Source organism: Haloferula luteola (assembly GCF_014201715.1).
GTDB classification, from domain to species: domain Bacteria; phylum Verrucomicrobiota; class Verrucomicrobiia; order Verrucomicrobiales; family Akkermansiaceae; genus Haloferula; species Haloferula luteola.
In genome coordinates this window covers 174,639-188,468 of sequence record NZ_JACHFD010000003.1, presented here as the reverse complement: position 1 = coordinate 188,468, position 13,830 = coordinate 174,639, and the positions used below count along the sequence as shown (strand labels likewise).

10 protein-coding genes and 1 tRNA gene are annotated in these 13,830 nt (G+C 60.6%); 7 read left to right on the top strand and 4 right to left on the bottom strand.

Annotated elements, in window-relative coordinates; translation table 11 throughout:
• Positions 1-30 precede the first annotated feature (30 nt).
• The 6 genes from HNR46_RS04235 (at position 31) to HNR46_RS04210 (ending at position 8,882) form a co-directional block, all read left to right on the top strand.
• On the top strand, positions 31-1,371 hold the full coding sequence (locus tag HNR46_RS04235; protein WP_184016114.1) for a UTP--glucose-1-phosphate uridylyltransferase: 1,341 nt from the start codon (positions 31-33) through the stop codon (positions 1,369-1,371).
• A gap of 69 nt (positions 1,372-1,440) precedes the next feature.
• Positions 1,441-2,058, top strand: a complete 618-nt coding sequence (locus HNR46_RS04230) for an HAD family hydrolase (RefSeq protein WP_184016112.1) — start codon at positions 1,441-1,443, stop codon at positions 2,056-2,058.
• A gap of 65 nt (positions 2,059-2,123) precedes the next feature.
• Entirely contained in the window at positions 2,124-3,578 is a 1,455-nt protein-coding gene (guaB, locus tag HNR46_RS04225; protein ID WP_184016110.1) for an IMP dehydrogenase, read from the top strand.
• A gap of 28 nt (positions 3,579-3,606) precedes the next feature.
• On the top strand, positions 3,607-5,130 hold the full coding sequence (gene guaA, locus HNR46_RS04220) for a glutamine-hydrolyzing GMP synthase (protein ID WP_221285003.1): 1,524 nt from the start codon (positions 3,607-3,609) through the stop codon (positions 5,128-5,130).
• A 144-nt stretch (positions 5,131-5,274) separates the two neighbouring features.
• A complete protein-coding gene (locus tag HNR46_RS04215; protein WP_184016108.1) occupies positions 5,275-6,906 on the top strand; it encodes a 4-alpha-glucanotransferase in 1,632 nt (543 codons plus the stop codon).
• A complete protein-coding gene (locus HNR46_RS04210) occupies positions 6,903-8,882 on the top strand; it encodes a sensor histidine kinase (RefSeq protein ID WP_184016106.1) in 1,980 nt (659 codons plus the stop codon). The genes HNR46_RS04215 and HNR46_RS04210 overlap by 4 nt, the downstream gene beginning before the upstream one ends.
• Here HNR46_RS04210 and HNR46_RS04205 read toward each other — a convergent pair.
• From HNR46_RS04205 to HNR46_RS04195, 3 genes are read right to left on the bottom strand one after another with little or no spacing between them, the layout of a single operon-like run.
• Positions 8,879-9,982 carry a glycosyltransferase family 4 protein gene (locus HNR46_RS04205; protein WP_184016104.1) on the bottom strand — a complete coding sequence of 368 codons (1,104 nt, stop codon included), beginning with the start codon at positions 9,980-9,982 and terminating at the stop codon, positions 8,879-8,881. The genes HNR46_RS04210 and HNR46_RS04205 overlap by 4 nt on opposite strands.
• Positions 9,979-10,890, bottom strand: a complete 912-nt coding sequence (locus tag HNR46_RS04200) for a mitochondrial fission ELM1 family protein (protein WP_184016102.1) — start codon at positions 10,888-10,890, stop codon at positions 9,979-9,981. The genes HNR46_RS04205 and HNR46_RS04200 overlap by 4 nt, the downstream gene beginning before the upstream one ends.
• Complete coding sequence (locus HNR46_RS04195; protein WP_184016101.1) at positions 10,887-12,242, bottom strand: LpxL/LpxP family acyltransferase; 1,356 nt, start codon at positions 12,240-12,242, stop codon at positions 10,887-10,889. The genes HNR46_RS04200 and HNR46_RS04195 overlap by 4 nt, the downstream gene beginning before the upstream one ends.
• An 87-nt stretch (positions 12,243-12,329) precedes the next feature.
• Between HNR46_RS04195 and HNR46_RS04190 the strand changes: the two genes are divergently transcribed.
• Positions 12,330-12,401: transfer RNA gene (locus HNR46_RS04190), tRNA-Arg, on the top strand.
• Between the two features lie 23 nt (positions 12,402-12,424).
• On the opposite strand, the gene HNR46_RS04185 is transcribed toward HNR46_RS04190, so the two are convergent.
• The gene (locus tag HNR46_RS04185) at positions 12,425-13,807 is read right to left on the bottom strand and encodes an aldehyde dehydrogenase family protein (RefSeq protein ID WP_184016100.1); all 1,383 of its coding nucleotides are present in this window, start codon (positions 13,805-13,807) and stop codon (positions 12,425-12,427) included.
• Between the last annotated feature and the right edge of the window lie 23 nt (positions 13,808-13,830).

The following is a 13,830-nucleotide window of genomic DNA, read 5'->3' as shown; positions in this document are numbered from 1 at the left end:
AGCGCGGCTTTTGAATCCTTCGAGCAAAAAATGAGAGCAGCGGGCGTGATGGAGGCTGCGATTGGGGCCTTCCGTCACAATTACGAGGCGCTGTGTCGGGATGAGAGCGGCTTGATTGCCGAAGAGTCCCTGGAGCCGGCGACGGAGTTGCCGCAAGTGGAGTTGGGCGAAGGAGGGTTCGATCCCGAGTTGCTGGCGCAAACGGTGGTGATCAAGTTGAATGGTGGCTTGGGCACTAGCATGGGTCTGGAGAAGGTGAAGAGTTTGTTGGAGGTGCGCCCTGGGGTGACGTTTTTGGATTTGATTGTTCGGCAGATTCGCAGCTTGCGGGAGTCGACGGGTTCCCCGGTGCGGTTGTTGTTCATGAATAGTTTTGCGACGAGCGACGATACTTTGGGGCATCTTGCGGATCATGCTCCGGTGGAGTTGGCGGAGCGGAGCGAGGTGGAGTTGATGCAGAATCAAGCGCCGAAGATCGATGCGGAGACGCTGATGCCGGCGACCTGTGAGGCCCATCCCGAGTTGGAGTGGTGTCCACCGGGTCACGGTGATCTTTATCCGGCGCTGCTTGGATCAGGGTGGTTGGATCGGCTTTTGGATGCAGGGGTGAAATATGCGTTTGTGTCGAATTCGGACAATTTGGGTGCGGTGTTAGATCCCGCCTTGTTGCGCTGGTTTGCGGAATCGGAAGCTCCTTTCATGATGGAGGTGACGCGGCGCACCCCGGCGGACCGCAAGGGGGGGCACCTCGCACGCCGCAGGTCGGATGGTCGTTTGCTGCTGCGGGAGGTGGCGCAATGCCCGGATGAGGATTTGGACAGCTTTCAGGACATCGAGCGTCATCGTTATTTCAATACGAATTCGATTTGGCTGCGATTGGATCGATTGAAGGAACGGTTGGAGCAGGGAGGGGGAGTCTTGCCGCTGCCGATGATTCGGAATCGCAAGACAGTGGATCCCCGCGACAAGGCATCGACTGCGGTGATTCAGCTGGAAACGGCGATGGGGGCTGCGATCGAATGTTTTGAAGGTGCGACGGCGGTGGAAGTCCCGCGAAGCCGCTTTGCGCCGGTGAAGACGACGGGAGATTTGTTGGCGCTGCGCTCCGACGCTTATCAGGTGGACGACCGAGGTACGGTCCTGCTCGATCCTCGCCGCGAAGGTCGGCCACCGGTGGTGAAATTGGACGACGGGCACAAGTTTGTGGATTCGCTGGATGCGCTCGGAGTGCCCTCGTTGATTGGGTGCGACAGCTTGGTGGTGGAAGGCGATATTCGATTTGCTGACGGGGTTGTGATCCAGGGTTCTGCGGAATTCTCTACCGGCGAGGGAGTTAAAGAAATTCCTGCGGGAGTCTATCCGAAGCGTTGAGCAAATGTGTCGTCGTCGCAGTCGATGTTAGCTTGCCATATCCGGGGGGGCTGATACGCCGTGCCCCCGATGGCAAGCGTCGGAAGCATCGAATGGGAATTGGATGGGATCGAAGGAATCGTCTTCGATTGTGATGGCACTCTGGTGAACTCGATGCCTGCGCATTTCGCCGCTTGGTGTGAGGCGCTGGCATTCTATGGAGCCGCCAATGTGTTTCAGGAGGATGTCTTTTATGCGATGGGCGGACGGCCCACGAAGGACATCGTGGTTCAGTTGAACGGGGACTACGGCCTGAAGTTGAATCCTGAAGCCGTGGCGATGAAAAAGCGGGAAGCCTTTCTCGCGCGTTTGCCTCAAGTGGATGAGATTGTGGAGGTGGTGGAATTTGCGCGCCGTTGTCGGGGACGGATTCCGATGGCGATTGCGACGGGGGGGACGCGGCTGGTGATCGAAAAGACGCTGCAGGCATTGGAGCTCTCGGATTTGTTCGATGAAGTGGTGACGGCCGACGATGTGGCGGTGGGCAAACCGGCGCCGGATGTGTTCCTGAAGGCGGCTGAATTGCTCGGGGTTGATCCAACCAAGTGTCTGGCAGTGGAGGATGCGCCAGCGGGCATCATGGCGGCCCAACAGGCTGGCATGAAGGTTCAGGCGATTCCCGCCCCCTTGGATTTCTCGCTTTCGTGAAGGTTTTTCCGAGCTTGGGGTGTATTCAGGCTTGATTCGCCCCGGCCGGCTCCATTGACTCCGCCATGGCGGACATCACTCTTGGTCTCTCATTCGACGACGTCCTTTTGACTCCCCGGTTGAGCTCGGTGCTCCCGGCTAACACCGATCTTTCGACTTCGGTTTCTCAAGACATTCAGCTTCGCATTCCTGTCGTTTCGGCGGCGATGGATACCGTTTCGGAGGCGGAGCTGGCGATTGCTCTCGCCCGAGAGGGCGGCATGGGGGTGATTCACCGCGCTTGCCCGATCGATACCCAGGCTTCGATGGTGTCGCGGGTGAAGCGCTCGGAGAACGCGGTGATTTTGAGCCCGATGACGGTGCGCCGTGACCAGACGGTCGACGACGTTAAGGCGATCATGGCGGAGTATGGGTTCTCTGGATTCCCTGTGGTGGATGCCCAAGGCCGTTTGGAGGGCATGATCACGGGGCGTGACATTCGCTATCTCGATGATGGCTCGGCCAAGGTGTCGGATGTGATGACGCCCCGGGAAAAGCTGGTGACGGCGCCGCCAACGACCGAGTTGGAGGAGGCGCGGCGGGTGCTCTATCAGAATCGGATCGAAAAGTTGCCACTGGTGGATGGAGAAGGTCGACTGGTGGGATTGATCACCGGTGCGGACATTGAAAAGCGTGCTGCGTTCACCGAGGCGGCGAAGGATCCCAATGGTCGTTTGCGTTGTGGCGCGGCGGTGGGCGTGGGTCCTGATTTCCTGGAGCGCGCCAAGGCGGTGTTGGATGCAGGTGCAGATGCTTTGTTCATTGATGCCGCGACGGGGCACACGATGCGGGTGTTGGAGGTGATCGGGAAGTTACGCGAGCTATCGGACCGCCCCGTGGTGGCCGGGAACGTGGTGACGGAGGAGGGAGCGAAAGATTTGGCGGATGCAGGTGCCAGCGCGATCAAAGTGGGGGTGGGGCCAGGTTCGATCTGCACCACACGGGTGATTTCTGGAGTGGGGATGCCGCAGTTCACGGCCATTCAGAATGTGGCGGGCTATTGCCGGGAGCGTGGTGTGCGGGTGATTGCCGATGGTGGGATTCGCTATTCCGGTGATGTGGTGAAGGCGATTGCGGCCGGTGCGGATCTGGTGATGCTGGGTTCGCTGCTGGCGGGCACGCGCGAGAGCCCGGGGCAGACAGTTTATTCGCAGGGGAGGCGGTTCAAAACGTATCGCGGCATGGGTTCGATCGGCGCGATGCAGAAGGGTGCTGGCGACCGCTACAATCAGAACTCGTCTGGGAAGCTGGTGGCCGAGGGGGTGGAAGGGCGAGTGCCTTACAAAGGTCCCTTGGCTGACGTGGTGTTCCAGTTGATGGGTGGACTTCGTTCGGGGCTGGGGTATGTGGGTGCGAACAATTTGGCTGAGCTGCGTGAGCGGGCGCTGTTTACCCGGATCACTCCTGGCGGGCTTCGTGAAAGCCACGTCCACGATATTGTCATCACCGAAGAGCCTACGAATTACCAGCCGATCGCCTGATCGTTCGGAACCGAACCCCTTTTCTATCATGGAGGAAATTCAACACGTTGCCGTTCTCGATTTCGGCTCCCAGTATACCCAGTTGATCGTGCGTCGGGTCCGGGAGTTGGGGTATTTTGCCAAGCTCTATGCCTTGGAGGAGTTTCCCGATATTGGGAAACCGGGAGCGATCATTCTTTCCGGTGGTCCGCGCAGTACGAGTGAGCCGGATGCTCCGGACATTGATTTTGATGCGCTGCAGGCCTTTGGGGTTCCGGTTTTGGGTGTTTGCTATGGCATGCAGCTGTTGAACATCAAGTTCGGGGGCAGTGTGCAGGCAAGCGATAAGCGCGAGTATGGGCCTGCGAAGTTGGTCCCCGCAGAGACCAAGGGTCTGTATGAGGGATTGTCTCGTGAGTCCCAGGTGTGGATGAGCCACTCAGACACGGTGTCGGATTTGCCATCGAACTGCCAGGTGATTGCGCGCAACCAACATGGCACTCCGGTATCGCTGCAATGGGGTGAGCGCTGGTTTGGCATTCAATTCCACCCGGAAGTGACCCACAGTCATGAAGGAACGCGGATTCTCCACAATTTCCTGCTTCATGCCGAGAAGTTGGAGCCTTTCCGGATTGAGGACTTCAAGAAAGAGCTGCTGGACGGTATTCGTGAGACGGTGGGCACCAAGCAGGTGGTGTGTGGTGTTTCCGGTGGTGTTGATAGTACGGTGCTTGCCGTTCTTCTTCACGAGGCGGGCGTGAACATGCGCGCCATTTTCGTCGATCACGGTCTGATGCGGAAGGATGAGGGCGACGAAGTGCGCAACAATTTCCACCGCATGGGGGTGCCGATCGAAACGGTGGACGCCTCGGAGCGATTTCTGACGGCGCTGGCCGGGGTGACTGAACCGGAGAAGAAGCGCGAGATCATTGGGAATCTGTTCATCGATGTGTTCTGGGATTCGGTGGGCAATGCCGAGTTGCTCGCGCAGGGCACGTTGTATCCGGATGTGATCGAGAGTGCGTCGAATGCGAAGTCGAAGGCCTCGAAGATCAAGACTCACCACAATCGAGTCGATCGGATTTTGGAGCTGCAAGCGCAAGGAAAGGTGCTTGAGCCCTTGGCTGAGCTGTTCAAGGACGAGGTTCGGGCTTTGGGAACTTCGTTGGGAATTCCTCATGATATCCTCCATCGCCATCCGTTCCCGGGGCCTGGTTTGGCTGTGCGTTGCCCAGGAGAGGTCACGGAGGAACGTTTGGAGATCATTCGGAATTGCGATGCGATCTTCATTGGTCACCTCAAGGAATCCGGCTGGTATGACCGTGTGTGGCAGGCCTATGCGGGATTGGTTCCGGTGAAAACGGTGGGTGTGAAAGGAGACGAACGCAGCTATGAGTGGGCGATTTCCCTCCGAGCGGTGATCAGTGAGGACGCGATGACCGCGGACTGGGTGGAACTGCCCTATTCTCTGTTGCGGGAGACGAGCAACGACATCCTCAATGGCGTGAAGGGGATCAATCGGGTGCTGTATGATGTTTCGACGAAACCGCCGGCGAGCATCGAGTGGGAGTGATCGATTTCAGGGGCCCCGGCGAAAGTGAGCCGGGGCCTTTTTGTTTTCGGATCGAGGAGGAGGAGGATCGGCAGGCCGTGGCTTTTTCGCGAGTTCGGCGGGGCCTGGGCTTGCGTGGTGAGTCGGTGAGGGGCAGATAGGGTCGTGAATCGGAGGTATGCAGGGTTGCTTTTGCCGGTGTTCAGCGCGCGGCGGGATGGCGATGGTGGTATCGGGGACACCCGAGCATTGATCGAATGGTTGGAGTTGTGTGCGAAGCACGAGGTGAGGGTTTTGCAGTTGCTGCCGATCAATGAGATGGGCACGGATGATAGCCCCTACAATGCGATTTCATCGGTCGCGTTGGAGCCGCTTTACCTGACGATGGAGGAGGTGCCGGGAGTGGATCTTAAGGGTGGCGTACCGGAGTCGGCGGCGGCGGTGGATTACTCGACGGTGCGAGAATGGAAGCAAGGTGCGCTGAGGTCGGCCTGGGCGCGGTGGGGGCAGCAGGCGGCAGCGCTTCATGAGGAGTTTGCCAGGTTCTGTGCTGCGGAGGCGGATTGGCTGGAAGACTACACTTTTTTCCGGGTGCTGGTGGAGAAGCAAGGAAGTGCGCAGTGGGAGACCTGGCCTGAGGGATGGCAGACGGTGGCATCCGCACGCGAGGTCGTGGAGCGCGAGCCAGAGTGGCGAGCGTATTTCGCCTGGGTGCAGTGGTTGTGTTTCCGACAATGGCGGGAGGTTCGGCGGAGAGCGGATGCCTGTGGAGTGAGGTTGATGGGCGACATTCCGATCGGGGTGAGTCGATCGTCGGCGGACGTCTACATGCAGCGAGAGGACTTCGATCTCGATTGGTCGGGCGGGGCTCCTCCGGAAACGGTTTTCAAGCACGATGCGTTCATTCGGAAGTGGGGGCAGAACTGGGGGATTCCGTTGTATCGGTGGGGGCGAATGGCGGCAGAAGGTTATCCTTGGTGGCGCCGCCGGATCGACAAGCTGACGGATGTTTTCCACATTTTTCGCATCGACCACGTGCTGGGATTTTATCGGATCTATGCTTTTCCATGGTCGCCGAGCCGGAACGGAGAATTCCTCGATCTGAGTGGTTCCGAGGCTGCGGAGCGGACGGGAGGAGCGCTTCCGCGGTGGGTGCCGAGACCGGACGATTATGAGACGAATTGTGATGCGAATCGTGCGGATGGGGATCGGCGGTTGCGGGTGATTCAGAGCGCGGCGGGCACTGCGGAAGTGGTGGCGGAAGATCTGGGGTGTGTGCCGGATTATGTCCGTCCTCATCTGGCTTCGTTGGGGATCCCCGGGTTTCGGATCCCTCATTGGGATCGGGATCAGGAGGGACGAGTGATCCCGGGTGAAGAGTTCCCGGAGTGTTCGTTTGCGACGTATGCGACGCACGATCATGATTCGATCCCGGCGATGTGGGAGGATTTCCGCCGGCGCGCGTCGTTGGAGAATGAGGATGAGGACGACCGGAAGGAGGTGCGTGAAACGTGGCAGGCTTTGGCGGAGTTCGCGGGCTTGGAGGCGGAGGGGGCTTTTGATGACGGGGTTTATGGGGCTCTGGTTCGCGCTTTGATGGCGGCGAGATCCCGTTATGCGGCGATTTTGATTACGGATTTTTATCGATCGGCGGAGCGGATCAACCAACCGGGAACGGTGGGAGGGCAGAATTGGAGCTATCGCGTTCCAGAGACTGCGGAAGTGAGTGGTCGGCGGAAGGCTTGGAAGGAGTGGCAGGAAATGATCCTGCAAAGTGAACGCGGAATCGAGCGATGAAGGGATGGGGGATGGTGCTGCTGCTGGCCTTGCCGTTGGCGGATGAAGGCGATTGGGCGAGGGTGTTTTCGCGCAGGCTCCCGGAGGTGGAGGCGGAAGTTCGGGCATTGGAGGGAGAAGCGGAAGGATTGCCGAGGGTTCCGATTGATGACCAGGGCGGACGCGGTGGCTTTGCGTCCCAGCATTCGGCGGAATGGCCCACGGATGCCGATCGTCATGAGGTGGAGATTCGCTGGGAAGCGCCGGTGAAGATCGACGAGGTGATTTTGGTGCCGGCGCGGCGTTACGATGCACGCGGTTTGGAGCCGCAGTTTGGGATGCCGGATGCGGTGGAAGTTTGGGCGTTGGGTGCCGATGGTGCTGAGCGGCGAGTGGGCGGATTTGAGGGCTTGTGGGGAGATCCCGTGCGTGCGGGCCATCCGTTGATTTTGGAAGCGCCGTCAGAGACGACAGCGGTGGCGTTGGTGATTCGGGCGGGGCGATTGTTTCCGGATCCCGATGAGGGATTGAACTATGTGCATGCTTGGGCGGAATGCCTGGTGATGTCGGAGGGGCGGAATGTGGCTCGCAACGGAAGCGTGAAAGCGTTGTCGGGACAGGCACCGCTGACGCCCTGGCAATGGTCAGCCGGCTATTTGGTCGATGGGCAGACGCCGCTTGGTTTGCCGGAGGTGAAGGAGGGAGATCATGGCAATGTTGGGTGGCTTTCGAAGCCGATGAAATCGCCGGATGATCCGGTGACAGTGGATTTGGATTTGGGGAAGCTTTGCCGGATGGATCGGATTCGTCTGTATCCGGCGAAGCGACCGACGCCGGATTTGCCGAGTGGGTTTGGGTTTCCTGAGCAGTTTGAGGTGAGAACGGCGGCGCACCGGTCGGAGCTGGCGGGGGCCGAGCCGGTGCGGTTTGCGTTGCCGAATCCCGGGCACAATCCGTTTGATGGGGAGGTGGTCGCCGAGGGGGTGCGGTATGTCAGGTTGACGGCGACGCGTTTGTGGAAGCCGTTTGACAGCTACCCGGCATTTTGTGCGTTCAGCGAGATTGAGGTGTTGGATGGGACGACGAATCTCGCAGCGGGACTGGGTGTGCGCAGTGCGGAGGGAATGGAGAACATGGTGGGGCCGGGAGGGCGCTACTGGAGTTCTCAGAGTTTGACGGACGGGTTTGGTCCGGAAGGGCGTCTGGTGCCAATGGTGGATTGGCTGAAAAGGCTGGACCGCCGCCGTGAGCTGGAGACTCGGCAGTACGAGCTGCGAGCCGAGGGGCGGGCGATTGTCCAGCGGTGGAATCGAATTGCGGTGTGGGCAGTGGTGTTGGCGAGTTTGGTGGGGACAGCGTTATTGATCGCCTTGCCGATTCGTTTCCGGATGAGAGAAAAGCGGAAGTTGCTGGAGGTGCGCGAGAGGATTGCCGGGGATTTGCACGATGAGGTGGGCAGCAATTTGGGGAGTATCCAGATGTTTGCCGATCTGGCGGAAGGACGGTTAGGGGCTTCCGATGAGTTGAAGCGGATTCAGCGAATCGCAGCGGAAACCGTGAGTGCGGTGCGGGACATCGTGTGGTTGTTACGCCCGGGAGGAGGCCACCGAATTGGGACGGTGGAGCATTTGCGCGAGACGGCTTCGATCATGCTGGAGCGCTTGGATTGGCATTTTTCGGCGGATGATCCTTCGTGGGAGCTGGAATTGAATGATGAGCAGAACCGGCACCTGTTCCTCTTTTTCAGGGAGGCTCTGCACAATATTCTGAGGCATGCCGCAGCGAGCGCGGTGTGGATTTCGGTCAAGGCCGAGGAGGGTCGGGTGAGTCTGGAGATTCGTGACGATGGGGTGGGGATCCCGGTGGAAAAGCGGGAGCGACCATCGACTTTGCGAGCCTTGAGGCAGCGGGCAGAGTCGCTGAGGGGGGAATTTATTTTTGTCTGCGGTGAGACGCGCGGGCTCACACTGCGGGTGTCATTTCCTGCGGAAATCTAGCCTTCGCCATGGAGTTCACGATACACTTCCAAGGTTCCCATGAGCATGGCTTGCAGGGTGAATGGGTTGGGCCGTCGAACGCTGGGGGCATCCGCCAGCAGTTGGCGAATGATGGGGATGGCCGCTTCGGGGGCGTTGGGTAGGAGTTTCCCTTGCGGATAGATGACGTTGAGTTGCTCGCCGACTCCACCGTGATCGTATCCAGCGACGGGGATGCCCATGGCGAGAGCTTCAAGGGTGGTGCGCCCGAAGGATTCAGGTTGCTGGGTGAGGGAAAGGACGAGGGTGGATAGGGCGAGGATGTTCCTCAGGTCATCGCGATTTCCGGTGAAGGTGATGCGATTTTCCAGTCCGGCATCACGGACTTTTTTGCGGACTTCTTCGAGGTAGGCTTGCTTGCGAGGATGGGCGCCGCCGACGACGAGAGCGTGGATGTCGGGGAGGTCGGACAATCCCCGGAGGAGGGTCAGGAGGTCTTCGTGGCCTTTGAGTCGAGTGATTCTTCCGGGAAGGGTGATGAGGCGTTTTTCGCGAGTTTCGGGGAACTGGGTTTCGAAGTCTCGGCGCCAAGCGGGCTCGGGGCGGAATCCAAAGGGATATTCGGCGGGATCGACGCCGCGTGGAACCACCCGAAGAATTTCGTTAGGTGTCGAGGGGTAGTTTTGAAGCACGTAGTCGCGAATGCTCTCCGAGACGCAGATGACACGCTCTCCACGGGTCATGATCTCCGACCAGCGGCTGACGGAGTAGAAGCCGTGAACGGTGGTGACGAGGTGAGGGCGATCTTTGGGGTGCAGGCGGTGCCAGGCGAACCAAAGAACCCAAGCGGGAACTCGGGACCGAAGGTGGAGAATATCCGGGCGCTCGGTTTCGAGAAGTCGACGAAGCTTGGAGATGAGTAGCAGGGTCGAGAGGGATTTCCGACCGACAGGAAGGGTGATGTGGCGGGAGCCCGCGGCTTCGAGTCGGGGAACCAGTCGACCTCCTCCGGAAAGGACGAGCGACTGATGGCCGTGAGCCGCCAAGTGGGCAGCGAGTTCCAAGGTGCCGCGTTCGACGCCGCCCGAGTTCATTTCCGGCAGGACTTGGAGCACTTTCATGAGTGGGTGGTGAGCAGGCGTTGGATCACGAGGTCGGCGATGCGATCGGCCTCTCTGAGCGTTTCAGGGGGGGGCGTGATGGTGTTGGTGGGAGAGGCATCGTCGTAGCGAGTCAACCAGCCGGTGGCGACGAGCTGGTCGATTCCGCGAGCGACGCGGGATGGGGATTTTTTCCAGCGAGGGACTGGCAGAAGTCCGACGGAAGCTCCGCTACTAAGGGCTTCGTAAATCATCGAGACCGAGTCCTCGGTGACCCAGACTTCTTGAGCACTGGCGAGATGTTGCGGGAGCCAATCGGGACCGGTCTGGGTGTGGGGATGAATGGAAAGTTCGGGCACGGCGGCAGCAAGTTCATCAAGAAAGGAAGCAGGGGTGCGCCGAGAGTCGGTGGCCATCCAAGGCAGGTGAGGTGAATGGGCAACGAGATGGCGGATGCGTCGGAGGGTGGCAGGACCATCCCATGAATGGCTTCCGGAGGGTCCTCCGATGAGGAGAAGGCCTCCATGGCGGGGTCGGGCTGGATCGGTCGGAGGGACGCGGTTGAGAGCGCCTTTGGTCGGGAGGACGTTGGCGGCGATTCGGCGTTGGAGGTCGTGCTCGGGGACGAGGCAGAGGTCAAAGAAACCGAGAGGAAGACTGGGTTTCATGAGAACCACGCACGGGGCACCGGTGCGGCGGGAGAGCTGGAGGAGGGGGGCATGAGTCCGGTGGCCAGCACCGATGAAAAGGTCGGGAGGCGGTTGGGGCGTGGGGAGGAGACGCCAGGAGCCCAATTTTCCGGTGGGAACGGGGAGCTGCGAGATTTCTGCAGGGAGCCGCCGCGCGATGGCTTCGGCGAGGCCGAGCGATTGGTTTTGGTGCCCCGGTTTGCCATCGGTGAGCACGCAGAGTGATAACGGGCGGCTCATGGTTTTTGGTGACGTCGGGGGATATAATGGAGGGATTCGGCAAGGGAGGTCCAGCCTGCAAGGTCGCTGGGTGGCGTCAGGGAGCGGCTCCAGGGTTTCCCCTGAACTTGGAAACCGAGAATGGCCTTGTGATCGTTCCGGCGTGCCGCGCGGGCGAGGGCGAGTTCACTTCCGAAGAGGAGGAAGGCATCGAGAGGGGCGGGGTGGGTGCGATCGATGGTGGCGAGAAAGGAATCGGCGAAGGTTTCCGGAGTTTCGGGGTCCCATGGATGGAGGAGGACTCGGGGATCTTCGCTGCGTGCGCTGGCCGTTTGGAGGCGTTCGATGCGGAGGTCCGGGCGCATTTCGAGGAGCCGACGGAGGAAATGTTGGACGCTGGTTTCGTTGGCTTCGGGCGGAGTGGTGAGAAGCAGGCGGAGGGGGACGGTGGCGGTGGCGGCGGTCGCGGGATCGAGTTTGGTAAAGAGGCTGAGGGGATATTCTGAGTTGGCGCGCCACCGGTCGTGGAACCAAAACACATCGGCAATGCTGGAGCGCATGGTGGTTTCCAGAGCGGCCATGATGGCGGGCGTGGTGGATTGGGGGGGGAGGGGGCGGAGGTCGAGCTGCCAGTGGCCGAGAGCGGTGGTGCGCATTTCGAGGATGGCAATGCGTGCCCGACCGCGGCGTGCCATGAGTTCGAGGAGCGGGGGGCAGGTGGTGAGTTTCCCGAGGAAGGGCATGGCGACGCCGTGGGCACCGGCGCGTTGATCTCCCAAGACGGCGAGCGCCCCTCCTTCGCGGAGAAAGGTGGCGGGGGCGTAGTAGCCGTCTTTGCGGCTGAACAATCGAGCACCTGTCGAGGTGCGACGTTGCTCGGTCAGTTGATCCATGAGGGCATTGTCGAGGGGGCGGTAGACGCCACCGTAGGTTCCGGGTTCAAGGACTTTGGAACCCAGTCGGGTGAGGGCTTCCCAATTTCCCATGTGAGCCATGGCGACCATGGTGCCGACGCCGGCGGCGCGATGGGCGGCGAGTTGTTGGAGAGCTTCAGGGGAGATGCACTGGGCGAGTTCGTCGACGGGCAAGATTTGGGTTTTGAGGGACGCCAGAAGGTTGGCGCCACCGCGGCGAAAGGTTTCCTGGACGAGAGCCTTGAGTTCGCTTTCTGGGAGTGGTTGGAGGGCGGTGGCGATGCGCAGGTTGCGTGTGACGAGGCGCCGATAGCGCCCACTGAGGCGGTAGGTCAGGGCTCCTAGCCCCCGGCCTAGGGAGCAGCAGGTCGTCATGTCGAGGCGCGCGAGGGCGCCCTCAACGCAGCGGTAGAGGAAATATTCGAATCGGTGGTGCCAAGGAGGCCGTGGGACGGTCACGCGGCGGATGCTGGCCCGTGACGACCCACTCCGGCAAGTCCCGGGCTTGCCTCGGGCGCAGGGGTGGTCCTAGTCTCCCGCCACGAGGCCCCCGTAGTTCAATGGATAGAACGAGCCTCTCCTAAAGGCTAGATGCAGGTTCGATTCCTGCCGGGGGCACTTTTTTGTTGATGGGAAGGGGCTTAGCGGAGGATTCGACGGAGAAGTTTGAGGCGGTCACGGTAGGGGGGAGAGAGGGTGAAAAGGTCGGGGAGCAGCCAGCGTCGGGTGATGGGGCGGGCGTATGAGAAGGTGTCGAAGCCGAATTTTCCGCGGTATCGCCCATAGCCCGAAGGGCCTTTGCCGCCAAAGGGGAGGTGGTGGTTCATGGCGTGTTTGGCGACGTCGTTGAGGGTCACTCCTCCAGAAGGGAGGTCGCGAAGGGCGCGGTCGATGAAAGCGGGATTCCGGGAAAAGATGGAGGAGGCGAGGGGGCTGGGGAGTGGGCGAAGAGATTCCGGAAAGGTCCCGGAATAGCCGAGAATGGGGAGGATGGGACCAAAGATTTCTTCCTGCATGGCGGGATGGGATGAGTCGGCGGCCAATACTCGGGGCGAAAAGCGCAGCGAATCCCGGTGGTCCGGGCCGATTCCGGGATGTCCCTGGGTCAGGCGGAGGAGGCGATCGAAGTGCTGAGAATTGACGATGCGGGCGAGGTCGGAGGGATCGGTGTAGCGCCGGCGAAACTCAGCGGTGAAGGCCGCAACCCACTGGTCGCGTTCGGGTTCGGGGACGACGACGAAGTCCGGGGCGAGGCAGGTTTGCCCGGCATTGAAGCCTTTGAAATCGACGACTCGCTGGACGACAAGGTCGCGGGGCATGCCACGATCGATGATGACGGGGCATTTGCCCCCGAGTTCGAGGACGCAGGGTTTGAGGTGGCGGGCGGCGGCGGCGGCGACTTTGCGGCCGATGGCTTCACCACCGGTGAAAAAGAAGAAGTCGAATGGCTGGTCGAGCAAGGCGGCAGCAAGGGGAGCGTCCCCGAGAAGCACTTGAACGTGTTGTGGATGGAAGGATTCGGTGACGAGGCGGGCGATGAGCCGCGCGGAGGCGGGTGCAAGTTCGGAGGGTTTGAGGACGACGGTATTGCCAGCGGCGATGGCAGCGATGAGGGGACTGAGAGAGAGCTGCAGGGGATAGTTCCAAGGAGCCAGGATCAAGGCGGTGCCGTGGGGTTCGCGGTGGATCCGGCTGATGGCGGGTTGGACGAAGATGGGGCTTGGGGCGAGGCGTGGGCGAGCCCAACGGGAGAGTTTCCGGTGAGCAAGGCGGAGGTCCTGACGGAGGAAATGGAATTCAGCGAGCCAGGCTTCGAGAGTTGGTTTTCCGAGGTCGTCCTGAAGGGCTTGAAGGAGGTCATCTTCATGATTTTCCAAGGAGGAGAGGAGTTTCAGGAGTGCCTCGTGGCGGGTCTTTAGGGGGCGACTTTGAGAGGCGAGAAAGGCTTGTTGAGCGGCCTGGAAAGCCGTTCGTGCACGTTTGGCGGGGTCGTCGAAATTTCGCCGGTTGAAATCATCCAACATCCGCCGATCCTAACACGACTCTT